General features: G+C 43.8%; 18 protein-coding genes. 10 read left to right on the top strand and 8 right to left on the bottom strand.

The genetic code is table 11. The annotated features are described in order from the left end of the window. The first annotated feature begins 240 nt into the window (after positions 1-240). Together AB3489_RS11025 and carB are read left to right on the top strand one after the other, a co-directional pair. Positions 241-1,440 (top strand): carbamoyl phosphate synthase small subunit, encoded by a 1,200-nt coding sequence (locus AB3489_RS11025; protein ID WP_368292917.1) that lies wholly within the window; start codon positions 241-243, stop codon positions 1,438-1,440. Then, a complete protein-coding gene (gene carB / locus AB3489_RS11020) occupies positions 1,431-5,498 on the top strand; it encodes a carbamoyl-phosphate synthase large subunit (protein ID WP_368292916.1) in 4,068 nt (1,355 codons plus the stop codon). Before AB3489_RS11025 ends, carB begins: the two co-directional genes overlap by 10 nt. A gap of 42 nt (positions 5,499-5,540) precedes the next feature. On the opposite strand, the gene AB3489_RS11015 is transcribed toward carB, so the two are convergent. Genes AB3489_RS11015 through AB3489_RS11005 form a run of 3 tightly spaced genes read right to left on the bottom strand, consistent with a single transcriptional unit; the run spans position 5,541 to position 9,402 of the window. Then, the gene (locus AB3489_RS11015) at positions 5,541-6,701 is read right to left on the bottom strand and encodes a Ger(x)C family spore germination protein (protein ID WP_368292915.1); all 1,161 of its coding nucleotides are present in this window, start codon (positions 6,699-6,701) and stop codon (positions 5,541-5,543) included. Then, a complete protein-coding gene (locus AB3489_RS11010) occupies positions 6,698-7,795 on the bottom strand; it encodes an endospore germination permease (RefSeq protein WP_368294627.1) in 1,098 nt (365 codons plus the stop codon). The genes AB3489_RS11015 and AB3489_RS11010 overlap by 4 nt, the downstream gene beginning before the upstream one ends. Further along, on the bottom strand, positions 7,792-9,402 hold the full coding sequence (locus tag AB3489_RS11005) for a spore germination protein (protein ID WP_368292914.1): 1,611 nt from the start codon (positions 9,400-9,402) through the stop codon (positions 7,792-7,794). Before AB3489_RS11005 ends, AB3489_RS11010 begins: the two co-directional genes overlap by 4 nt. Positions 9,403-9,726: 324 nt before the next feature. On the opposite strand from AB3489_RS11005, the gene AB3489_RS11000 reads away from it, so the two are divergent. The 8 genes from AB3489_RS11000 (at position 9,727) to AB3489_RS10965 (ending at position 18,716) form a co-directional block, all read left to right on the top strand. After that, complete coding sequence (locus tag AB3489_RS11000) at positions 9,727-11,376, top strand: reductive dehalogenase (RefSeq protein WP_368292913.1); 1,650 nt, start codon at positions 9,727-9,729, stop codon at positions 11,374-11,376. 44 nt (positions 11,377-11,420) lie between these two features. Further along, entirely contained in the window at positions 11,421-11,738 is a 318-nt protein-coding gene (locus tag AB3489_RS10995; RefSeq protein WP_368294626.1) for a tetrachloroethene dehalogenase, read from the top strand. Between the two features lie 157 nt (positions 11,739-11,895). Then, positions 11,896-13,158, top strand: a complete 1,263-nt coding sequence (locus tag AB3489_RS10990) for a 4Fe-4S binding protein (RefSeq protein ID WP_368292912.1) — start codon at positions 11,896-11,898, stop codon at positions 13,156-13,158. Positions 13,159-13,283: 125 nt separating this feature from the next. Then, positions 13,284-14,231: a trigger factor gene (locus AB3489_RS10985; protein ID WP_368292911.1), complete on the top strand. Its 948-nt coding sequence runs from the start codon at positions 13,284-13,286 to the stop codon at positions 14,229-14,231. Positions 14,232-14,263: 32 nt separating this feature from the next. Continuing rightward, complete coding sequence (locus AB3489_RS10980) at positions 14,264-14,959, top strand: Crp/Fnr family transcriptional regulator (RefSeq protein WP_368292910.1); 696 nt, start codon at positions 14,264-14,266, stop codon at positions 14,957-14,959. A 558-nt stretch (positions 14,960-15,517) separates the two neighbouring features. Beyond that, the gene (locus tag AB3489_RS10975) at positions 15,518-15,811 is read left to right on the top strand and encodes a hypothetical protein (protein WP_368292908.1); all 294 of its coding nucleotides are present in this window, start codon (positions 15,518-15,520) and stop codon (positions 15,809-15,811) included. Positions 15,812-15,828: 17 nt separating this feature from the next. Then, entirely contained in the window at positions 15,829-17,148 is a 1,320-nt protein-coding gene (locus tag AB3489_RS10970) for a reductive dehalogenase (RefSeq protein WP_368292907.1), read from the top strand. Between the two features lie 350 nt (positions 17,149-17,498). Then, the gene (locus tag AB3489_RS10965) at positions 17,499-18,716 is read left to right on the top strand and encodes an FMN-binding protein (protein WP_368292905.1); all 1,218 of its coding nucleotides are present in this window, start codon (positions 17,499-17,501) and stop codon (positions 18,714-18,716) included. A 107-nt stretch (positions 18,717-18,823) separates the two neighbouring features. Here AB3489_RS10965 and AB3489_RS10960 read toward each other — a convergent pair whose 3' ends face one another. The 5 genes from AB3489_RS10960 to AB3489_RS10940 all read right to left on the bottom strand — a co-directional run bounded on the left by AB3489_RS10960 (position 18,824) and on the right by AB3489_RS10940 (position 24,153). Then, positions 18,824-19,054, bottom strand: coding sequence for a hypothetical protein (locus tag AB3489_RS10960; protein ID WP_368292904.1), 231 nt, complete (start codon positions 19,052-19,054; stop codon positions 18,824-18,826). Positions 19,055-19,246: 192 nt separating this feature from the next. Continuing rightward, positions 19,247-21,466, bottom strand: a complete 2,220-nt coding sequence (locus tag AB3489_RS10955) for a hypothetical protein (RefSeq protein ID WP_368292903.1) — start codon at positions 21,464-21,466, stop codon at positions 19,247-19,249. 182 nt (positions 21,467-21,648) lie between these two features. Then, on the bottom strand, positions 21,649-22,515 hold the full coding sequence (locus tag AB3489_RS10950) for an ATP-binding cassette domain-containing protein (protein WP_368292902.1): 867 nt from the start codon (positions 22,513-22,515) through the stop codon (positions 21,649-21,651). Next, positions 22,500-23,339, bottom strand: a complete 840-nt coding sequence (locus AB3489_RS10945) for an energy-coupling factor transporter ATPase (protein ID WP_368292901.1) — start codon at positions 23,337-23,339, stop codon at positions 22,500-22,502. The genes AB3489_RS10950 and AB3489_RS10945 overlap by 16 nt, the downstream gene beginning before the upstream one ends. Positions 23,340-23,355: 16 nt before the next feature. Then, positions 23,356-24,153, bottom strand: a complete 798-nt coding sequence (locus tag AB3489_RS10940; protein ID WP_368292900.1) for an energy-coupling factor transporter transmembrane protein EcfT — start codon at positions 24,151-24,153, stop codon at positions 23,356-23,358. Positions 24,154-24,177 lie beyond the last annotated feature (24 nt).

The following is a 24,177-nucleotide window of genomic DNA, read 5'->3' as shown; positions in this document are numbered from 1 at the left end:
GTTACAAAAATGTTCTCAATTTATGTTGCTATAAAAAGCTTGATATTCGATTCCGGCACCAAGAGAATACAGTATTCATGAAAGTGCGGCGTTTAGAAATTTTATCTTCAGCGATTCCCGTGATATAATGCTATTTGGAGAACTCTATTCCATTGATTTTGCTCTTCAGATCATTTTACTTAGCGACGGCAAACAGGCTGATGATCAGCCGATCGAAATAAGAACAACGGAGGGATCCGCGTGCAGCAGAATGTGTATATTATCCTGGCCAATGGCCAGGTTTTTAAAGGGAAGCCTTTCGGGGCAGCAGGAGAGGCAGTCGGTGAGATTGTCTTTACTACTGCAATGACCGGATATCTAGAAACCCTGACTGACTCGAGCTATTACGGGCAGATTGTGGTTCAGACGTTCCCTTTGATCGGAAATTATGGGATTATTCCGAACGATTTTGAAAGTGATTCCCCGAAATTGAAAGCCTATGTTGTCCGGGAGTGGTGTCAAGTTCCCTCCAACTTTCGCTGTGAGGGTGAGCTTGACGCTTTTTTAAGAGCACAGAATATTGTCGGGGTTTATGGGGTTGACACCCGGGAACTCACCAAGATCATCCGCGAGGTCGGCGTAATGAACGCCAAAATCACCGCAACCCTGGACAATCTTGAGAAAGATCTGGCTGAAATCAATGCTTATAAAATTACGGACGCGGTCCAGACAGTTTCCTGCAGGGAAACAATACCGACCGAGAACACCGATGTAACACGGAAGAGTATCTCATCCATTGAAATAGTCCCAACCAGAGACATAGGTAAGCCCGTTGACGTTGCCACATCTAGAGATGTAGCGACCGCCAAAGAAGTAACCGGCAAATACCGGGTGGTCCTGTGGGATTTCGGAGCGAAGGAAAATATCCGGCGTGAGCTCATTAAACGCGGCTGTGAGGTTATCACGGTGCCTGCTGAGACATCCACCGAAAGTATCCTGGCTTTGCACCCGGACGGGATCATGCTTTCCAACGGACCGGGAGATCCGGCCGACAATAAGGGAATTATCGCAGAACTGAAGAAGCTTTCTGCCTCCGGTCTGCCGATCTTCGGGATATGTCTCGGACATCAGCTGCTGGCGCTGGCGCAGGGTGCCGAAACGTCCAAGCTGAAATACGGGCACCGGGGCGCCAACCAGCCGGTGAAGGATTTGAAAACCGGCAGGGTCTACATTACAAGCCAGAACCATGGCTATGCGGTTGTTGCCAACAGCCTTCCTGCTCATGCCCGCATGCGTTTTGAGAATGCCAATGACGGGACTTGCGAAGGAATTGAATATCTGAATATGCCAGCTTTCTCGGCACAGTTTCATCCGGAAGCTTCGGCAGGACCCTTGGATACCAGCTATTTATTTGATCAATTTATTGATTTGATGAGGAAGGACTGCTCAACATGCCGTTAAATAAAACAATAAAAAAAGTACTGGTCATTGGCTCAGGTCCGATCGTCATCGGGCAGGCTGCTGAATTTGATTACGCGGGGACCCAGGCGTGCAGGGCCTTGAAAGAAGAGGGGCTGGAAGTCGTTCTGATCAACTCCAATCCAGCTACGATCATGACGGATAACGCAATGGCCGATCAAATTTACATCGAGCCGTTAACGCTGGAGACCATCAAAAGAATCATCATCAAGGAAAGACCGGACAGCATTTTATCTACGTTAGGAGGTCAGACCGGTCTGACACTTTCCATGCAGCTTGCCAAAGAAGGATTTCTAGAAAAGCAAGGTGTCAAGCTGTTGGGCGCAAATCCGGTAACCATCGATAAAGCTGAAGACCGGCAGATGTTTAAGGATACCATGGCAGCGATCAGCGAGCCTGTCATCCCTTCTCTGGTCGTGACGGATGTCCCTGCTGCCCTCGCCTTTGCGGAGGAGATCTCCTATCCGGTCATCGTCCGTCCAGCCTTTACGCTGGGTGGAACAGGCGGGGGGATTGCCTATAATGAAATTGAGCTGCAGGAAATTGCGGCCAACGGTCTGAGGCTTTCACCGATTACCCAGGTCCTAATTGAAAAATGTATTTCCGGGTGGAAAGAGATTGAGTTTGAAGTGATGCGGGACCGGGTGGGGAATGTTATTACCGTCTGCAGTATGGAGAATTTCGATCCGGTCGGGGTGCATACCGGGGATAGCATCGTTATCGCGCCGGCCGTTACGCTTTCGGATAAAGAATACCAAATGCTGCGTTCGGCTGCGCTGAATATTATTACAGCCCTGGAAGTGGAAGGCGGCTGCAACTGCCAGTTCGCGCTGCATCCGGACAGCTTTGACTATGCCGTCATTGAGGTGAACCCGAGGGTATCCCGTTCCTCAGCTCTGGCCTCCAAGGCGACGGGGTATCCGATTGCTAAGGTTGCCGCAAAAATTGCGGTCGGCTATACACTCGATGAGATTAAAAACGCCGTTACAGGGAAGACCTATGCCTGTTTTGAACCGGCGCTGGATTATGTCGTGGTGAAACTGCCCAAGTGGCCGTTTGATAAATTTGTTTACGCGAAACGCACACTGGGTACGCAGATGAAAGCAACCGGTGAAGTGATGGCGATCGGCGTGAGCTTTGAGCAGGCCATTATGAAAGCGGTCAGGGGAGCGGAGATTTCCCTGGACAGCTTAAACCTGCCCAAACTCAAGAAACTGACGGATGCCGAGATTGAACAGCTGCTTGCGGTGTGCAACGATGAACGGCTTTTTGTGATATTTGAAGCGTTGCAGAGGGACATTTCTTGCGAATTGATTCATGAGATCACCAAGATTGACCTCTGGTTCTTATACAAACTGGCTCACCTTAAAGCTTTGGAGAAAGAGCTAGCCGTCGGACCTCTAACGCAGGAGCTGTACGAAGAGGCCAAGAAACTTGGGTATCCTGATAAAGTGATTGAACGGCTTTCAGGCTGCAGGATTGAACAGGGGATTGCGCAGGGGATCTATCAGAAACGCTGGGCTTCTTACAAAATGGTCGATACCTGCGCAGCTGAATTTGAGGCGGAGACCCCGTATTTTTACTCGACGTACGATGAAGCCAATGAGGCCCAGCAGTTTATTAAAGCCAGGAACAGCAGCAAGAAGACAATTATTGTCTTTGGCTCCGGCCCGATTCGAATCGGTCAGGGGATCGAGTTTGACTATGCTTCCGTACATTGTGTGTGGGCGTTGAAAAAAGCAGGCTATGAGGTCGTGATCGTCAATAATAACCCGGAGACCGTCTCGACCGACTTTGACACGGCCGACCGGCTGTATTTTGAACCACTGACCAATGAGGACGTTTTGAATGTGATTCAGACGGAGCAGCCCTATGGCGTCGTCGTAGCTTTTGGCGGACAGACGGCCATTAAGCTGACGAAGTTCCTGGAAGCCCAGGGGATAAGGATTCTGGGCACACCGGCCGACAGCATCGATGCAGCCGAGGACAGGGAACGGTTTGACGCTTTGTTGGAACGACTCTCCATTAAACGGCCTCAGGGACATACCGTCATGAACACCAATGAAGCGTTGCAGGCGGCAAATAAGCTCGACTATCCGGTTCTGATGCGCCCTTCCTATGTGCTGGGCGGCCAGAATATGATTATTGCGTTTAGTGATCAGGATATCTGTGAATACATGGACATTATCCTAACTTACAACATCGAAAATCCTGTACTGATCGATAAGTACCTGTCAGGTATTGAAATCGAAGTCGATGCGATCTGTGATGGTGAAGAGATTCTGATCCCCGGGATCATGGAGCATATTGAGCGGGCCGGTATCCATTCCGGTGATTCGATTGCAGTCTATCCCGCCTGGAACTTAAGCGGAGAACTGACGGAACGGGTCATTGACTATTCCAGAAAATTGGCCCTGGCCTTAAATACCCAGGGACTGGTCAATATTCAGTATGTTGTGCATGCCGGAGAAATTTACGTGATTGAAGTCAACCCGCGTTCCTCAAGGACGATCCCGTATATCAGCAAAGTGACCGGCGTGCCGATGGTTGACCTCGCGACCCGGGCCATGCTTGGCGAAAAACTGACCGATATGGGCTTCGGTACAGGGCTGTATAAAACCCCGCCTTATGTCGCGGTTAAGGTTCCGGTGTTTTCGTTTGAAAAACTGATCGACGTCGATGTGCAGCTGGGCCCGGAGATGAAGTCGACGGGCGAGGTGCTGGGTATCGGCAAATCGCTGGCCGAGGCGCTTTATAAGGGACTTGTGGCTGCCGGGTATAAGATGGTGAAGCAGGGTGGCGTTTTAATTACGGTTCGCAACGGCGATAAGCCGGAGATGGTTGATATCGCTAGGAAATACAGCGAGCTGGGCTTTAAACTCTATGCGACCGGCGGAACGGCCAAAGTGCTGGAGCAAGCGGGCCTGCAGGTAATTTCGGTCAAGAAGATTCATGAATCAGAGCATGACAATATCCAAACGCTGCTGGAAAGCGGCAAGATCCATTACATTATTTCGACTTCCGCCAAAGGCAGGCTGCCAGGCCTGGACAGTGTCAAAATCCGCCGCAAGGCAGTTGAGACAGCAATTCCGTGCCTGACCTCGCTGGATACCGCCAATGCGTTAGCCAACAGTCTGAAGAGCCGGTATTCCCAGAACAACACGGAGCTTGTGGACATCAACCATATGCGCAGCGAACGCCGGCAGCTTACCTTTACAAAAATGCAGTCCTGCGGCAACGATTATATCTATTTCAACTGCTTCGATCAACAAATCGTCAGCCCGGAATCCCTGAGTGTTTATTTATCCGATAGGCACTATGGTATCGGCGGGGACGGGATCGTGCTGATCTGCCCGTCCGACAAAGCGGATGCTAGGATGCAGATGTTCAATCTGGATGGCAGCGAAGGTAAAATGAGCGGCAATGCACTTACATGCATCGGGAAATATCTGTACGACAACCGGATTGTGGAAAAGGATCAGATTTCCATTGAAACTCTGAGCGGGGTTAAGAGGCTGAAACTCTATATCCAAAACGGGAAAGTGGATTCAGTCTGCGTGGATATGGGCCCGGCGGAGCTGGCGCCTCAGAAGATTCCGGTCAGACTGCCCGGAGAAGTCATTGTGAACCAGCCGGTAACGATCGCTGGCCGTGATTACAACATCACCTGTGTCTCTATGGGAAATCCGCATTGTGCGATTTTTGTTGCGAATCAGGAAAGCATCGATATGGAGACAGAAGGACCGGCCTTCGAATATTCTCCGTTATTCCAGGAAAGAGTCAATGTGGAATTCGTCACGATGATTGACCGAAATACCCTCAAAATGAGGGTCTGGGAACGTGGCAACGGCGAAACGCTTGCGGCCGGTACCAGCGCCTGCGCGGCTGTCGTTGCTGCAGTTCTGAACGGTTTCTGCCAAAAAGACCAGCATATTCTGGTGAAGCTAAAAGGCGGCGATCTGGTCGTCAAATATACGGATGAGACGGTCTATATGACAGGAAAACCGGAAAAGGTATTCGAAGGAAGCGTAGAGATTTAATTAACGATACAATATCAATTGTAATTGATATTGCAATATAATTTATTCACCCATCATCCCGGTTTGGACGATCTTAGCATCGACCACGATTTCTACTTCCGCTGTACGAAAAGCTTTCCGCCAGTCCGGTCCTAGCGTCTGCCATGCCGAGAGGTTAGTACGATGGAGTTTTTCTGTAAAACCAAGAAAATCTGAATCGTATTTCTTGGCCTTATCAACTGCCTGCATGGACAGATCCCGCAGCCTGTCTTCGATTACATTTTCAAGCACTTTAATATCTTCTACATTTAGTCTAAGTCCTGAATTTTCAGCAATTCCACCCATAACTTTAATTTGTACATGGTAAGATATTTTATCACCGGTTACCACCGACAGAACTTTACTTTTTGCAGTACTAATGTAATATGAGAATAGTTTATCATCTTTCATAAACGTTAACGGAATATGCCCATTTATATTTTGTGTTATTAATAAATATCCCATGGCTTCGTCTTTATTCAACCAACCTATGAGTCTACCCCCTTGGAAAACAGCTAATCCCTCCATCAGATTTTGCTGGCTCAATCCCGGAACTTCCGGAGGAACGACATTGACCAGAGTCGCTACCGGATCCCTGTCAGGACTTTTTAACCAATCCGCAAAATCAGTCAAAGTTACACCGTAGGAATAACCAGTGGCTGACGCTTTGTTCATGCCCAATTCCTTCAATTCTTTTGAGAGCAGCTTATCGACTGCCGGTCCCGCTTGCAATACCTCAAGGGCTTTTCCCTTTGTCACAAGTATTAATAGCCTTGGACGGTTTCCCCAATACCGTATGGCGGCCTCAGTGAATTCGCACATTTTTTCCATTGCAGCCTTCTCACCAATGATATAAGCACTAATATGACCGTAAAACGGTGTACGAGATGAATGGGCAGAAAATGCTGAAATAGTCTCATTTATAGTCCTTCCGGTACCTACCAATAGTGTTTCTTGATTACCTTTTCCGCTTGATTGCCCTCCTTCTTTATCCTGGCCGAGTGGATTTAAGATTGTTGCAGATATTGTCCACATGTCGCTGCCATTTTCATTCGTATAGTCCACTCCCATGAGTGTGACAACGGCAAGGCTTTCAACTTCCTTACTGCTCCAACAGCCGGTGCTTATAGCAGACTGTAAGATAATCAATATGAATAGGCCTAAAATACGGTAATTTTTTTTCATTGCCTAGATCCCCCTTGCTTTTTTCTGATTACGGCTACGAACAAAAGAAACAAAGGCAACACCAGTTCGAAAATGAATCCTAAATACGGCCAGTACAGTTCAAGGAATTTACGGAATTCTATCATATTACTAAACAGAAAAGTTGCCGCTGGGATGTAGATAAGCGCCATTGGGTAAATAACAGGTAGATAGCTTTTCAGACCCAAGGTTTTGGCTGTTGCAAAACATGTTAAATAATAGAAAACTGCAATTTTAATGATAAACCCGATCATCCAAAGGAGCATTATTATACCCTCTATACGTTGTAGATAATTGCTGAATTCAATATATTTGCTGAGATACCAAAAAGGATACAACAAATCCCCAGAAAGGTTTGACCCAAATATCATCAAGATGAACATCATACCTGCTGAGAGAAAAATAGCTACTGTCAATAAGGTGAAAGCTCCTTTACGCTTTATTTCCTCAGGCTTGTTGACCATGGGAAGCAGGATAGCCAATACAATAATCTCACCATACATGACGATGGAGGGGACAGATCCCCAAATCACAGGGTTAATCCCACCCTCTAGAAAAGGCAGTAATTTTCCTAATTTGACCGCGGGTAATATAGATACAAATAGAATAAGTAGAGAAATCATGAATAGAGGAAAGACAAATTGAGCTGCACGGGCAATGACTTCAATTCCTTTAGATGCCGCATAAGCCCCAATGAGGAAAAAAATGGCATTAAAAACCATTTCAGGGGTTTGTGGCATAAAGCTGTCCGTCAGAAATTTGGAAAACTCACATACGGATAAAATGTTAACTAAAAGAAAAAATAGAATATAGGCTCCGCCTATAACCTTGCCTAAGACTTTACCCAGGATGATCTCAGTATATTCAGGCAAAGTATTTTTTGGAAACCTTTTACCCAATTTCCAAACGATCCATAGGCAAAGGAAACTGGGAAGTGAGGCTAAACCGATCGCTATCCAGGCGGATTGTTTGGCTTTTTCAGCCGTCAACCCGGGCACTAACAGGAGCGCTGAAATAATGATGATTATGTACAGCAGCACAGTAATCTGCCTACTTGAAAGCTTTTCCGTATTTATGACGTTTGCCCTCCCTTGTCCGGTTTTTGCGGACCTTGATCAGGGTCCTGCCTGACCGGCTCATTGCTGACGGACATCCATGGCCGCCTGAGCATAGCCCACCAGGGCGCACGTATCATGGTGTCCTTTAAGTCACCTGGGCTTAAGGGAGCAATTGGTGACAAGTAGGGAATACCGAAAGAACGTAAGCTGCAGAGATGAAATAGAATAACCATCAGACCGGAGATGATTCCCACTCCGCCGAGAAAACCTGCAAGAATGATCAAAACAAACCGCAAAATTCTCAGCGCAGTACCTGCGGCATAATTCGGAATTGTGAATGAAGCGATGGCCGTAGTCGCCACAACAATGACCGAGATTGGTGAGACCAGGCCAGCGTTTACTGCCGCCTGCCCAATGACCAAACCGCCGACAGTGCTGATAGCTTGACCAATCGTCTTGGGCAGGCGTACTCCGGCTTCACGCAAAAGTTCAAAGGCGAATTCAATCATCAGGATTTCTAAGACGATTGGCAGAGGCAAACCTTGTCGGGCGCCTGCAACAGTATTTATTAACGCTGTTGGCAGCAACTCCTGGTGAAATGAGAAGGCTGCCACAGTCAAGGCCGGGAGCAATAACGCAATGTTCAAGGCAATGAAACGTAAAAGCCGGACTGAAGTGGCAAATACCGCATTATTATAATAATCCTCGGCAGCCTGGAGCAGAGAAATAAACGTTACCGGAACAATCAGGGGCATTGGAGAATTATCCACTAAGATAACAATCCGTCCTTCCAATAAGGAAGCCGCTGCTTTGTCCGGCCGCTCGGTGTACTGCACAAGGGGGAATAAAGAGAAAGCCTCATCCATAATTAATTCTTCAATCTGGTTGCTACTAAGCACACTATCAATATTAATCCTGCCAATCCGCTGCTTCACCTCTTGCACAACTTTATCATTGGCGATCCCTTTGATGTAACATACTGCCAGTTTGGTTTTTGTCAACAATCCTATCTCGAAAGTTTCCGCTTTGAGACGGCTGGTTTTTATCCGGCGCCGGATTAAACTCATGTTTGTATTGAGCGCTTCCACAAATCCGTCTTTCGGTCCCCTCACTCCAGGTTCACTGTCAGGCTCGTCGATTGCTCTACTCTCTACACCCCGTACACCGGCAATAATCGCAGTAGACGATCCGTCCAGAATCAGGACGGTATTGCCTTCTAAAACTTTTTGGACGAGTTCAATTAAATCAGTCGTCGTGCTGGTTTCGTCCAAATTGATTAAACGTTCCTGAATGACTTGTTGTGCATTTGCCTTGGACAGATGCACAGATGACGGTAAATTAGCCGTTTCCTGCATGATACTCTTCAATAAGTGATCATTTACCATTTCATGATTAGTTAATCCGGCTACATAAACAATAAAAGCCCGTAGAGGCATATCGGAATTAATGAAAAATTCGCGGAAGAGAATATCAAAACACTGGTCGAAAACTTGCCGTAAAGCCTGTAAATTATCATCATAATTTGCAGAGAGGGGCAGTTCTTCTACAGGTTGTCGGGAAGTTGTCTTGCCAGAGCCTTTTTTGCCGCTAAAGCCCAAGGCGCTCTTCAACAGTTTTTTAAACATACCGCCCCTCAAATATCTTGCATTTCGCCCTAAGTACTAATTAATATTTTTACTATAATTACCTTTTCAAATATTTTTATACCGTAACACTTAGATTCTAACAATATATTCGGTAGCCTTCAGGACGTTGAATTGAGTGTTCATTTAAAGTAGACAAAAAAGGCACTTAATACTTTTGTGTTAATAAGTGGCTTTTCTTAATTCGGGTAGCTATGATCAGAAGGCGTATATTTTGCAAATTGTAAAGCATTTGATAGGTACAACATTTTAGAAGAAGTATAATCATAACGATTATTATATTTTTTAAAAGGGAGGAAAAATTGCATGGGAAATAACATCAACAGACGAGGTTTTTTGAAAGCCTCGTTACTGGGTGCCGCTGCAGCCGCGGTTGCCTCAGCTGCGGTGGCAAAGGAAACATTTAGTCCTTTAGTGGCAGAGGCGGCAGACGTAGTAGCTCCGGTTCAGGAAATGTCAGAATTCCCTTATAAGGTGACTGAAAATTACAAGCGTTTTCCGGCAGATAAGGTGGTGTTTTTAAGGGCTTATGATCCTGAAGAGAACAAGGAACCTGTTAAATTTGTCATCGATGATGTTTCCAAAATCACTGGCAAGAAAGATACAGGGAAAGATTTACCCCTGTTGAACGCTGAAAGATTGGGAATCAAAGGACGTCCGGCAACCCTTGTTGAAACAACAATTAATTTTTATGCTAAGTATTACGGCCCTAACTCCCCCGTAAATGAAGCGGGTTGGACTCTATTAGATCAAGCTTTTGCTGGTGCAGCCTGGTTGCTAGAAAAGGAGTATAACGGGTATACAGCAACAGCTAGTGGCCCGAATGGTATAATCCAAAGATATCCCATCGACCCGGTAACCAATGAACTTGCTAAACGACCAGTATATGTCCAGGGATTGTGCAATTGGGACAGCTCAGCTGCATTGGCCCTGCAAAAGAAAGGTAAAAACTGGAAATTCAAATCTCCAGAAGAAGCTAGTAAAATTATAAAAAAAGCATCTAGATTCTTCGGAGCAGCTCTTGTCGGAATTGCACCCTATGACGAACGTTGGACCTATTCCCGATGGGCGAGACCGAGAAATAAAGAATTTCCACTTCCGACTGGTAGAACCGCATATTTGCCTTATAATAAGCAAAAGTTTATAGCGGGTCAGGGGGCAGAAGTTTACGGAAATGATATTTTTGAAGCCGACTTTGAAAAATATGCAGGTTTTAAGCCGAAAAGTATCATAGCATTTGCTGTAGAGATGGATTATGAAGCATGCCTCGCCAGTCCCTCAGCTATTGGCGATGCAAGCGCGGGCTTAGGTTACTCAAACATGGCAGAAGTGGCTTATAAAATTGCGGCCTTCCTGAGAAATCTCGGTTACGGCGCTGTTCCGTCAGGAAACGATACAGGCTTGGAAGTTCCGATTGCTGTTCAGGCCGGACTGGGAGAGGTAGGAAGAAACGGACTCCTGATTACCCAGAAGTATGGTCCTAGGATACGCATTGCTAAAGTATATACTGATCTGGAAATTACTCCTGATAAGCCGGTCAAATTCGGGGTACGTGAATTTTGCCGCCTATGTAAAAAGTGTGCAGATGCTTGTCCCGGGCAGGCCATCTCCCATGAGAAAGAAGCCAAAGTCCTGCAACCAGAGGATTGTGGGGTATCCAATAACCCATATACTGACAAATGGCATGTTGATCCTATTCGGTGTAATTCTTTTTGGAGTTATAACTATTCTACCTGCGCAAACTGCATATCAGTATGCTCATGGAATAAGCTCAAAACATGGAACCACGATGTCGCTAGAATTGCAACAAAAATTCCGGTGGTACAGAATGCAGCCCGTAAGTTTGATGAATGGTTCGGCTACGGCGGACCGGTAGATCCTGAGGAAAGAATTTCATCGGGCTATGTTGAAAATAAGGTAAGAGACTTTTGGAATAATCCTGATCCTATTCGATAAGTTTTCTATTGATAAAACAGCGGCTTTGAAAGGAGAGAAAAATGATGATAATTTCTAATGTGATAATTTGGATGAGTTTGGGTATCATCTTTGTGCTTATTCAATACGGTATTTGGTGGTATTTAAAAGGCAAGGGAAAAGCTACTATACCCCTGCAACTCTGTGGATTTCTAGCAAATTTTTTCCTGTTATTTTCTGTCGCCTGGGGATATCAAAGCTTTCTGGAACATGAATACCAAGCGATAGCCATGGGATTTATGTTCTTTGGAGGCACTGCCCTTATTCCTGCTATTATTACCTATAGGTTGGCTAACCGCGGGGAAAAGGCAAAAAAAGAAAAAGCAGATGCTATTTCAGCTTAGAAGCATACGAAAAGGTACGCTCAATCAAAGATAAACACAAATGACCATTGAGGTTAAAATAATCTACGACAAACAAGAAAGCCACTTGATATCTTCAAGGGTATTAAGTGGCTTGCTTCCTTGACTCATTAATCTAAAGGACAGCAGGGGATAAAAAATGAAAGGAAAAAAGAGAGGTCTAAAGTTTTATTATTTGTTTTTTTTATCCATAACAGCCATTGCAGCAATTATTTATAGCGTTTTTTGGGAAGGCCAGGCTGTGGACTACAAGGCATTGATCCAACAAAACATTGCGAATGTCACGTCGATTGAGAAAATCATTGGAACGAAACCCGCTTACAAAGTGGAAGCAGCGGGAGGATGTTACTATGCGGTTTGTGATTCGGCGATGGGGTATCAGTCAAAAGTTGAAACCATGAGTATCATCGATGAAAAAGGTATGGTGGAAAAAGTACTGGTTACAAAGCAAGGCGAGACTCCGGATTTTTTTGAAAGGCTGTATAAGCAAGATTACTTTAATAGCTTTAATGGTCTTTCTGTTAAGGAACCGATTTTTCTGGGAGGGGCTTCCGGGTATTCCGGCTACCTAGCCGATAAGCAAACGGGCAACTATATTGATCGGATAAGCGGTTCAACCGTTTCTTCGCATGCAGTGGCCGAAGCTGTTAACGGCGGGAACTTATACCTTTCCAGGCAGATATTTTACACAGCATGGGCTAATCCATATGATGTGTTCCAACTTACCTGGAAGGAATTAGCGATGATTGTAATGTACCTCATCGCGCTAGCAGGAGTCTATGTCAAAAAATTGGCCCGTATACGGATCTGGGTTCTACTGGTTAGCATCGGTGTATTGGGATTTCTCATCAACCAATTTGTAACGGCCAATTTGTTGTTCTCCTTGGTCAATTTACAAATTCCCCGGATAACCAACTTCAAATGGTATGTCTTGATGTCCGGGTCACTGGGAGTAATTATTTTTTTGGGGAAAAACCTATACTGCACCTGGATATGTCCTTTCGGAGCAACGCAGGAGTTTCTTAACAAAATAGCTGGCTTCAAACCACTAAAAATATCGCAGACAGTAATAAAAAAACTCAAGTTAGTTCCACCGACTATTCTGTGGGTTGCCCTTATACTCGGAACCTGTTTAGGAAACTATGGGACAATCAATTACCAGCCTTTTGGTGCTTTTTTCCTGTTAAGGGCTACGTGGGTGATGTGGCTGATGCTGCCTGTTTTCTTATTTATGAGTTTATTTTTCAATCGCTTTTATTGTCAATTTTTCTGTCCGGTCGGTTTTATATATAATCTCTTGAATCGCTGTCGAAATAAGGGGGTAAGGACATGGAACAAAACTTGGGACCACTGGAAGAACAAAAAAGAGGAAGGGCAAAAGACCTGCTCTTCACAATCTTGATTCTTTTTCTTGCTTCAGCCCATATCCTTGTAATGCTTCAATCGGTAGGAATACTCCAGGGGGATCGCTGATCTTTCAGAGTAGGGCAATTAATAAGCGGAGAATAAATACGGAGGAATGTAGAAATGAAGCAATTCGAGCTCGGACAGTATAAAGGACTAAACCTCAAGTGTTTTGATACGTCTGTTAAAGAGCATGAAATAGACGAGGCAATGAACTATTTAAAAAGCTCTTTGAAAAAAACCGAAGTAGAAAAAAATGATAGTATTGAAATTGGAGATTATGCCATACTCAATATAGAAGGTTTGGATACGAATAGATCTTTTCCGGTGATAAAAGAATACGATTTCCAAATCAAGGTTGGTAACGATGGACTAATGGCAGGATTAAACGAAAATATACTAGGCAAGAAGAAAGGAGATACAGTAACCTTCCAACAAACTATACAACCGGATTTTCTTCAATTTCAAGAGTTACATGGGCGTAAACTCACTTTTACTATTGAAATCATACGTGTGTTTAGAAATGAAAAACCAGAACTAACTGAAGACATTGTTCAAGAAATTGATCCCAGTCTGAAGACGCTTCAGGATTTAAAGCAGAAATTGACTGAGAAAATCTTTCAGGAAAAAAAGGCCCAAGAATGGGAAGGAAATCTGAATATTGTCTTTCAAGCAATAATTGAGCGGAGTAAATATGAATTTGACGAAGAATCTCTTAATCAAGCAGCAGAGGAATTGTACAAGAGTTTTACCAAGGAACTAAAAAATGTCGATGGGATGGAAATGATCAATTATTTAAATGGCAGAAAGATAAAAGCCGACGAATTTTTGAAGGAATGTAAGGAAGAAGCTGCGAAGAGAATGATCCGGGATCAAATCTTAGATGCAGTGATTGAGACGGAAAAAATTGAACTTACAGCAGAAGAGTACGGATATCTGGAAGATCGTCTGAGAAGAGACCAGGAAAATGGGCAATTATATGAAATATTTAATGATATTCATGTTGTCCAGATTCAGTATTTAAGAAAAAAAGGAATGGATTTCTTGATTGATGCCAATATAGTGAATTAAGGATTTCTCAAACGCTTCGAGGAGGAATGAAAATGTTGCATTCTTCTATGTATTTAGAGTGGGAGAATCCACCGGTCAGTGACCGATTTCTCGATTTTGTCCAAAAAAAGGGTTTTGTGGCATACTTCAAAAAAGGAACTACCATCTTGCATGTAGGTGAAATTGTACAACATGGATACTACATTGATAAAGGTTGGGTTGCTCTTTGTTTCAATCAATCAACAGGGGATTATAGATTTGCCTCGATACTTGGGCCTAGAAGGCCTTTCGGCCTAGCCTCAGCTTTTGAACAGGTTCCTATTCCGCTGGCTTTCAAAGCGATTCGGGACTGTGAGCTGTACTTGGTTTCCCGGGACGATCTGATTAAGGGAATAAGTGAGGATACCAATTTAGCTCTCGAGATGTTTAAAAATATATTTGCCAGATGCAAAAGTGCGTATCAAACGATTAATTTATCTACTTCTTTTCCTGCAGAAAAGAAGGTCATATATTACTTTATGACTTTGCTTCAATACACGGATTATCAGGAACCAACGGATTGGTACGAGTTGCCGCTTAACTTGTCACATACAGAAATTGGGCAACTCATTGGCTTATCAAGGGTTTCAGTGTGCAATATTTTTAACCAGCACAGAGCGGAAGGGAAAATTAAATTTTCCAAGGGAAAGCTTTTTGTTTCCAATCAATTAATTGATGATGAATATATTAATTTATTTTTAGATACCTAATCATAGACACAACCCAACTCCTAAATAACAGTAACTAAATAACGCTTATGATGCTGATAATAGTCTAGACTTTATCGGCATTTTTTTGTGCTAAGCAGAGTTCGTCAGCCATATTACGTATCCTAACAAGCTTAGTGTAGGAAGCAACATGCTATATTGGTTTGATCAAAAGATTTTTTATGTAGAGTCATTAGTTTTGCATAAATTGTTTTCCTTGCTTTTTGCTTGACATGTGTTAAATGTTTTTATGCAACGCTGGTAATGTAAAGTGTTTTATAGGTTTAATAATTGTAAATAAAGTATAATAAGTTAAATTTATGCTATTTTTACTTCAGAAGAGTTAGCCTTTGATCACGAAGCAGGATTACCATGTCCAGGGGGGTATCTAAGAGATTTCAATAAATCAAAAAAGGGAGTGGGTTTTGTATGATACATAGTCGTTAAAAATCATTAAACATTATGAAAAGGCTTTAAATTGGAACCAAAGGGAGGTTTGTTATTTAGTTTTGAACTAGAATTACCTTAAATTAAATAATAAATGGGAGGATGTGTAATCATATGGGAGTTTTGGGATTTTTTCTTGGTATATTGGCAAGTCTTATGGTTTATTGGTTATTTATTAAAGAGAAGAGTCAACAGAAATGGTCCATATGTGTATTGGCTGTAATATTAATTGTTTGGACTGTATTTCTGGTTGATTTCGCTATTACTTCCTTGATAGAAGGGATGCCGCAAGCTGCCGCAGTTTCCGTTTTATTATTTGGTATTATAGAAATTTTTCTTTTTGCCCTATTAAAAAGATTTTCAGGCGTAACAAAGGTAGAAAATAATGTACCTTTAAGTGGAAAATAACTTAAGGAGGACTCAAAATGCAAGATTCTAGAGAATCTATGAAAAACGGTAATACAGAGATTAGCCGCAGAACTTTCTTTAAAGGTGCTGGGTTATTAGCTGCTACAGCTGCAATGACTCAATTACCTTTTGGAGAGAATCAAATAGCAGATGCCGCTTCTTATAATAGCATTGATGATGTATATCAAATTTCTAAGGATATTAAAAGATTTAACCAGAAGAATGACATGTTTTGCCGGGTGTTCTGGGATGCAAAGTTTATACCTCCTCCGAAACCTACCGTAAATACAAGTACTCCCGGATATTCAATTCGCGACATTGCTGCTGGCACTGCTGCTTGGACAGTAGCCAATTCTTTAGGAACATACTTTGGTTGGAGAAGTGGTGATGAAGGCTTATATAGTTGGAATTCATTAGGAGTTACTAAACCACCCCAACAACCTTGGCAGGCATCTCCTGAAGAAGCAGCTCATGCGGTAAAGCTTTTTGCTAAGGACAATGGTGCCGGAATGACAGGAATCACAACGGTTGATTCCCGATGGATTTATAGCGAATATTACCATAGAGGCACTCGAAAGAGTGGTGGCATAGAGTGGAGCGATACTGCCCAAAAGCCAGAAATTTTGGAAGACGGAACGAAAGTAATTCCTTCCAGGCTAAAATACTGTATAGTCATGCTTCACCCGATGCCTTATGAAATGGTTAAAACAGCTCCTTCGGCAGTTGGCCATGCCGGGACAGGAGTGGGCTATTCAATGATGGCTTATTGTGCAGCCAGTATGGCTGAGTTTATTCGCGGCTTAGGTTACACTGCAATTCCGATGGGAAATGATACCACAATTAGCGTACCCCTGGCAATTCAAGCAGGTTTAGGTGAAATCGGAAGAAACGGCTTATTAGTTACGCCAATAGGTCCCGGAGTACGAATCTCCAAAGTAATAACAGATTTACCACTTACTGTAGATAAACCTATTAACTTAGGTGTGCGTAGTTTTTGTCAAAGCTGCAAAAGGTGTGCAGTAGCATGCCCAAGTCAGGCAATTTCACACGATGATATGACCACGGAAGGTCCAAATATATCCAGCATGAATGGAATTAAGAAGTGGTATGTTGATTGTGAAAAGTGCAGAGTTTATTGGAGCGAGTGCGCTGAAAATGCTTGTATCCGTTGTGTTGCAGCATGTCCTTTCAATAAACCGCAAGGTTACTGGACGCATAGCTTAGGAAGCAAAATAGCTCCAATTGTAGGTGGTACAACTTTAGCTACAATTGATGATTGGATGGGCTATGGTAAGCAGCTTTCATGCGATGACTATTGGAAAAAGCCAATAAAATAAATTACTTCTAAGAGGCTGTATCACAACTTAGCCTTAATCGGGTAGGAGGCTGATCCAATAAGAGTCAGCGTTCTACCCGATTTCGTATCTTTTTGACCAGCATTTTATGGCGTTGTCATCAAAAGTTAATTATGACTAAGTGCTAATTTCATAACTATTTTTATGAGAAGAAGATCGGAAACTTACTTGGGTATACAAATTTGATGGATATTTAAAAATGTGAATTTCTATTACTCGGCAATATTTGAAACAATATTTTTCTATCTCAATCTTAAGACTATGTAAACACTCATGGATGAAGATTCATAGATAGATAAATTCTAATATTTGCATTAAGAAGGGAAAATGGGATGAAGACAAAATATTTATCCATAATTATGATCCTAGTTCTGGTTGCTTCTGTAGCATTATATAACACCCAAACTAGTAAAAACTATCTGCCGGACATGAAGGAAATGGCTGGGAAAGGCACTGGAATGAACTTAATTTCCGGTCATATCTATGCGGTCACTAAGAATGGCCAAGTTATCGGCTACTTCGACCTGCAGAGTGCTATCGGCTATGCCGGACCAGTAGATGTCATTGTTTTTGTCGACAAGGACGGCCTGGTTAAGAATGTAAAAATCGTTCGGCAAATAGAGACGCCTTCTTTTTTTAATAGAGTTATTGCCAAAGGTTTTGTGAAGCAGTTTATAGACAAAAAAGCCAATAGTCCATTTGAGCTAGGTCAGGATTTAGATGCAATCACGAACGCCACCTATACTTCCAGGGCAATTGCCCAGGCTGTAAGCAAAGCTTCACATAATATTGCCGTTACCCAATTAAAAATGGAAGTACCCAAGACAGTTGGTTTCAATATGCCTTTACAAGACTATCTGGTTTTAGTCTTATTGTTGGGAGTATTCATTGTTCAGAAATTAAAATGGAGTAAACTAAGATACCTAACTTTACTGGCAGGGTTTCTACTGATTGGCTTTTGGCAAAAATCGCTGCTTTCATTAGGAGACTTCTCATCTGTTCTGGCGGGTAATATTTCTTGGTTTAACCCTCCCTTCTGGATTATCTTGTTGATCGGAGTATTATTCCTGATTCTGATAACGGGACATAATCTCTATTGCTTTTGGCTATGTCCTTATGGGGCATTGTCCGAACTGTTGGCAGTTCTGGGGAAATTTGGACGATTGAACTATAAACCTTGTAAGGAGAGTGTAAAGAGATTTTCGAGTTTGCGTTTGTTATTGGCTTGGGGTGCTCTGGTATTTGCCTTTTTGATGAATAATCCAAGTATCAGCAGTTATGAGATTTTTGCGCCCCTTTTTGCCTGGGAAGGGACGTCTGCTCAATGGCTGTTATTGCCTATTATGTTGTTTGCTTGTGTGTTTATCTTCCGATTTTGGTGCCATTTTTTCTGTCCGGTTGGCGGTATTTTAGATTATTTAGTAAAGTGTAGAAGGAGTTGGGTGAAATGGTTGAAAAACATATTAAGGAAAAACAAGCTGGATCAGCCGAAAACAATCAAGCAGTTGAACCAAAGTTCAGCGGCGCAAAGCGGTCAGGAACAAGCCTAATTTTTGATTGTTTTATTCTGTTTTGCGGAGTGGTGGTCATAATTGTGTTATTACAAAATGCCGGGATTTTATAAAGTTCAAATCTATCATTCCTTCTCTTAAGCAATCTATGTCAGGTAACACTTGGCTTCCAGCTGGGAGTTGACAATTATATCGTTAAGCCTTTTGCCCCCCGAGAGATTGTCTTTAGGTTTCTTGCAGCATGGGGCTGTATCACAACTTAGCCCCAAACTAAAGACGTCAATCAGAACTGTCTTTCCTTTCTTAGGTGATGCAGCCTTGCACAGATCCACCGTTCCCTCGTTTTCGCAGCTAAAAACAGAAATCCTCGCTAACATGCCAAAACCTCGCTGCTTTCTGCATACTAATCGTTGGCATGTTTTAACGCTGAGGTTTTCTGTTTTCTTTACGCTGCTGCCACTAACGTCCACTTGTGGATCTGTGCAAGTCTGGTTTTCCCTGAGGGTCATCACAGCCTCTGTTTTAAAATTCGGTTGTTTTAAGATTAATTACACTAGTGTAGTCAAATCTCAAAAACGGCAATTTTTAATCATATCCTCAGACACGGCCTTAATGACATCCTTCCATAGATTGACCGGCTCCTTCTTAAGCTCCGCCTGCACTGTCTCAGCTAACCGGGTTTGGCTGTCGCCGCAGCGCTCTTTAACTTGCCGGACCGCTTGAGTAACCTGATCAGCATAGTGGTTTTGTTCCAATATTTCCGCTACAAGCTTTTGGCCGAGTTTATCCTGAAGGCTGTGATCCAGGCTCTCCAGCATGGTACTTTCAGGCGGTATCACTTTGCCTTTATCGTAAAGCCTGATTTTTCCCTCCAACCAGGCAAGAAACTGTGGCGTACTCATGGCGTTCAGTTCCACTCTGTAGTACTGCAGCCAGCTCTCCCACTCGGGATCAATATAGCTGGCCACGCCCTTCTTGCGGCCTGTTTTTCCTGCCTTTTCGATTTCCAGCCCCATGCTGACGGCTTCTTCCGGATCCAGCCCCAGATTGATGATCTTCACTTTTCTGCCGGGCCTGGCTTTGGTTTCATTTTGCAGGGTATCATAGATCGTCGTGCCATATGCGTCCGCGTCATGAATGCAGAAAAAAGTAATCTCTTCCTCCGAATTCTCTCCGAGCGCATCCAGCAAATCCTTGACCGCTCGACTAGCATAACCTTTGCTGGTGAGTAAAGCCATATCATATTTCTCCGGGATTTTCTTTTCTTTGAGCACATTGAAGAAGCCTTCTTTTTCAATATACAGGATTTTATTGAACGTCCAAACGGGCTTCTGATAGTTTTCCACCGCGATCGTGCCGATGGGAATATCTTGGCCTGAGTGGGGATGGTACAGCGTCCCCCGCTCATCCCGGTACATTAGCGGAATGTCACCGTGCTGTGCTTCATAACTGCTGATCAATTCCGTGCAGAAATAGGCGTAATCCGGTTCTTTGCCACTTTCTTTGATCACATACGGCCGGACGGCATAATAAAGCTGACGCAGGCTGAAACGGTATTCACCGTTGCCGCTGGCTTTAGCAATGGCTTGTTCCAGGCATGCCGCCACGACTTCTTTTTGGGATTTTTTTCGTTCCACCACATCGCCCGGCAGGGATTTTTGGGCTCTGCTGACCGCCTTTTGAATGCTTTCTGCGATGGTGTCGCTGATGATCGAGGGATCCGGTTCTTTCCCATCTGTCACAATCGGGATATAGGGCGTTATGATATTGATCAGAATAACGGCAGGTTTGGCTTTCATACATAGGATTAAACCGCAGCCGAAAATACTGAGCAAATTTTTGTAGTGGTCGATATTGACATTGCCGGTCACAGGGGATTTATTGAGCAGTACCGTTATATGGGGCGTATCGGAGGGTATCGCGTACACTTCAAGGACAAATGCTATTTCCGCGTCGTGTTCCCCTTTAACGGTCCTGGCCTTTAAGGTGCCGGCTGATTTACAATAGCCACTGTACCCATCCAGCTTGCCGATCCGCCCCAGCCTCTCGGGACTGACATTTTTTACCGCTGCCCGGAGCTCAGCCAAAAGCGCTTCCGTCTCGTCGAACTCCAAGGCTGCGGCTGACGTCTTGGTATATTCTGCGGCTATCTTCCCGGCTTTCCCACCGGTACAACCGTCGAACTGTGTGATTAGTTCCCGGACTGATCCGCTATAGGACTGAAATAATTCAAAAAAGTTTTCACTGGTATACCAATAGGGCGAGGTCTTTCCCCGGTAGGTTTCACCTTGGGCATATTCCATTGCCAGACTGGCCCAGCTTGAATCGATAGGCATTCCGCCCAGAGTAAATCTGATTTTTGTCCCGGCTTCGTGATAATCGCTTAAGCTTTCCGGGAAGGCTGTACCGTCGTTTTGAAAATGGATTTTATAATTTTTGCCTCGGGTTGAAACATAGAGTTCGCCGCCCGACGCCACTACCGCCCCGGCTACCACGCGCAGACCGTTACCCAATGCCCCCCGGGTGGGCAGTCTTAAATACTTGGAGGACCGAAGCGGTCTGTTGATGGAAAACAATTCCGGATCCAGGCCGCTGCCGTGATCCTTAACATAAAAAAAATCGCCCTCATAACCGATTTCACAATCGCCGCCCAGATCCAGCGCATTATCCGTGAGTTCCTTGCAAACCAGCCTGGACAATTTACTTCTCGGTACTCCCGCTTTTTGGGGCAAGGTTTCCATATTTCTGAATAATTTCCAGTCTTCCCGTTCAAAAAACATGCTTTGCATTCATTCCTCCTGAAACAAAAAATATTCCAAACATTTGCTGGAATATGATATGTTCAGGCTTGGAAAATGGACAAAACGCAACTACCCCTAAAGAAGTATTCTATCGATTCATTTTACTTTTTGCCGTTTTCGAAGCTTATAACAGAAACATGGGGCGTAACGAAACTTAAACTAAAGTTTCGTTACGCCCCATGTTTATTTTCTTGAAGAAATCTTAGGATTTCTTCGCCGGCTTCTTGCATACTGCTGATGTCCGTTTTGATAGCAAACCCTTTCTCAGCCAGGCAATATATAACTTGCAAGTACTCCGGCAATTCCAGTTGATATCGACCAAGAATTTCAGGTTTCATCAGCAGGTCTTTAACGTCTCCGAAAAAGATTATGGATCCACTGTCCAAAATAGCAATCTTATCCGTGATGGCCATGATTTCTTTAAGGTTATGAGAGATCATGACCGTCGTTTCTTTTTTTTCGTGACGTTTTTTGAGTATATCCGAAAGCAGCTTCCGGCCGGCAGCGTCCAAACCTGCCATGGGTTCATCAAGGATGAGTATTTCCGGCTGAATGGCCAGCATCCCGGCAATGGCGACCCTTCTTCGCATGCCGCCGCTCAGTGTGACCGGGGACAGTTGGTTGATATTTTCCTGGTTTATACCAACCTGCCGCAGGGCATCATAGACTCTTTCTGCGACTTCTGTTTCAGGCAGGCCTAAGTTCCTCGGGCCATAGGCCACTTCATCAAAGACCGTAACTTGAAAAATCTGCTGTTCGGGATATTGAAAAACCAGCCCTGCTTTTTTCCAGAGATCTTTACTTAATTTGGGGTCCAAAGTTGGAATCCCGCATACAGTCATATGACCGGAGGTAGGCCGGATTAATCCGTTGAAATGCTGGGCGAGTGTCGATTTACCAGAACCATTAGGTCCGAGTATGCCAAGGAACTCTCCTTTTGGTAGAGAGATATTAATGTCTTTGAGGGCTTGATGTTCGTAAACTGAACCGGGTAAGTATGTATAAGAAAGATGATTCGTTTCTACAACTGCAGGCATAGATAATCCACCAACTCCCGGACAGATTTGACATTTTCAGGAACAGAATATCCGTTTGATCCTAATTGGTTGATCAATTGGTAAACCGTTGGGGTATCCAGTCCCAGTTCTGCCAACTTTGCACTGGCATAGACTTCCCTTGGGGTTCCCTGTAAAAAGATTGATCCGTGATCCAGAACAATCAACCTGTCTGCCTGGACCAAATCCTCAGGATTATGGCTGATGATCAGAATGGTCATGTTTTCCTGTTTATTTAAGACCTTCAGCTGTTCGAGCAGTTCCTTCCTTCCTGTCGGATCCAGCATCGAAGTTGGCTCATCAAGAACGAGGTATTCCGGCAGCATCGCCAAGGCCGAGGCCAGAGCCACTTTTTGTTTTTGTCCGCCTGAAAGCAGATGCGGTGCATGATGCCTTTTGTCTTCGAGGCCGCACACCTGAAGTGCCCAATTAATCCGGCGATTGATTTCTGAAATTGGTAGCCCTAAATTTTCAGGGCCAAAAGCAATTTCTTCCTCAATGACAGGACTGATTAATTGATTATCGGGGTTTTGGAAAACCATACCGACGAGTCTGCGGATTTCAGGCAGTTGTTCAATGTTTGCCGTATCAAGCCCATTGATAAAGACCTTTCCATCCGTCGGTTTAAGCAGGCCATTTAATAGTTTGGCCAGGGTAGATTTTCCCGAACCATTCATCCCAAGCAAACCGACATATTCGCCCTTCTTGATCGACAAGGAGATATCTTTCAGCGCAGGTGTTTTCCCTTGGGAGTAATCTATATAATGCTTTGTGACCTTGACGAATTCGATACCTTGAGCAGTCATACTTTCGGCTCCTGACTTATAGAAGAATGCTAATCGTAATACCTGTGCCTAAAACGGCGGTCATTTGGATTAAGAACAGGATATCCCGACGTTTCATTTGCAAACGGTTTAATCTTAACTTATTGGGATGGGAAGTAAAGCACCTGCTGTCCATCGCTTCACCCAAGTCAGCGGCCCGAACCAGGGACGCTTCAAATAAGGGGATGAGAATGGCAGTATAGCTCTTTATCCGGACGGCAATATTTGATGAATCAAATTGGGCTCCCCTTGATTTTTGAGCATTTTTTATGATGGCCGCTTCTTCAAATAAAGTAGGAAGAAAGCGAAAAGAAATGCTGAGGATGGTTGTATAATTATGAATAGGAATATGTAATTTCCTTAATGGTAGCAGCAAGTATTCGATTCCTGCGGACAATTTGAGGGACGATGTTGTCATCAGTAGAATCATAGAGCCTAAAAATAAAATAACCAGCCGAGATATATTGATCAGCCCTAAGATCAGACCTTCTCTGGTCATACTGAGCTTTCCAACCATCAAAACGGTCTCGCCCGGCGTGAGAAATCCCTGGAAAACCAGCGTAAAAAGAAGCAGATATCTTAATTTCAATAAACTGCTCAGAATTAATTGATAGCTTAATCCGGAAGAAATAATGGCAGCAGCCATTAATAGAATCAAGAAAAGCAGAAAATACAAATTATCGGTAATTATGACGGAAAAAATGACCAATAAGCAGCTCAATATTTTCGTTCGGGGATCCAATAAATGGAGCAGGGAATTCCCATAGACGTATTGGCCTAATTTCATACCGGTCATTGAAAAGGCTCCTTTGACAATTTC

The organism is Dehalobacter sp. TBBPA1 (genome assembly GCF_040931655.1).
Lineage (GTDB): Bacteria > Bacillota > Desulfitobacteriia > Desulfitobacteriales > Syntrophobotulaceae > Dehalobacter > Dehalobacter restrictus.
This window is presented reverse-complemented; position numbering and strand designations above follow the sequence as displayed.

Bases quoted from the DNA above. Each gene is read 5' to 3' on its own strand.
- carB (WP_368292916.1), top strand. From the start codon at position 1,431: ATGCCGTTAAATAAAACAATAAAAAAAGTACTGGTCATTGGCTCAGGT.
- AB3489_RS11015 (WP_368292915.1), bottom strand. From the start codon at position 6,701: ATGAAAAAAAATTACCGTATTTTAGGCCTATTCATATTGATTATCTTA.
- AB3489_RS11005 (WP_368292914.1), bottom strand. From the start codon at position 9,402: ATGTTTAAAAAACTGTTGAAGAGCGCCTTGGGCTTTAGCGGCAAAAAA.
- AB3489_RS11000 (WP_368292913.1), top strand. From the start codon at position 9,727: ATGGGAAATAACATCAACAGACGAGGTTTTTTGAAAGCCTCGTTACTG.
- AB3489_RS10995 (WP_368294626.1), top strand. From the start codon at position 11,421: ATGATAATTTCTAATGTGATAATTTGGATGAGTTTGGGTATCATCTTT.
- AB3489_RS10990 (WP_368292912.1), top strand. From the start codon at position 11,896: ATGAAAGGAAAAAAGAGAGGTCTAAAGTTTTATTATTTGTTTTTTTTA.
- AB3489_RS10985 (WP_368292911.1), top strand. From the start codon at position 13,284: ATGAAGCAATTCGAGCTCGGACAGTATAAAGGACTAAACCTCAAGTGT.
- AB3489_RS10980 (WP_368292910.1), top strand. From the start codon at position 14,264: ATGTTGCATTCTTCTATGTATTTAGAGTGGGAGAATCCACCGGTCAGT.
- AB3489_RS10975 (WP_368292908.1), top strand. From the start codon at position 15,518: ATGGGAGTTTTGGGATTTTTTCTTGGTATATTGGCAAGTCTTATGGTT.
- AB3489_RS10970 (WP_368292907.1), top strand. From the start codon at position 15,829: ATGCAAGATTCTAGAGAATCTATGAAAAACGGTAATACAGAGATTAGC.
- AB3489_RS10965 (WP_368292905.1), top strand. From the start codon at position 17,499: ATGAAGACAAAATATTTATCCATAATTATGATCCTAGTTCTGGTTGCT.
- AB3489_RS10960 (WP_368292904.1), bottom strand. From the start codon at position 19,054: ATGTTAGCGAGGATTTCTGTTTTTAGCTGCGAAAACGAGGGAACGGTG.
- AB3489_RS10955 (WP_368292903.1), bottom strand. From the start codon at position 21,466: ATGCAAAGCATGTTTTTTGAACGGGAAGACTGGAAATTATTCAGAAAT.
- AB3489_RS10950 (WP_368292902.1), bottom strand. From the start codon at position 22,515: ATGCCTGCAGTTGTAGAAACGAATCATCTTTCTTATACATACTTACCC.
- AB3489_RS10945 (WP_368292901.1), bottom strand. From the start codon at position 23,339: ATGACTGCTCAAGGTATCGAATTCGTCAAGGTCACAAAGCATTATATA.
- AB3489_RS10940 (WP_368292900.1), bottom strand. From the start codon at position 24,153: ATGACCGGTATGAAATTAGGCCAATACGTCTATGGGAATTCCCTGCTC.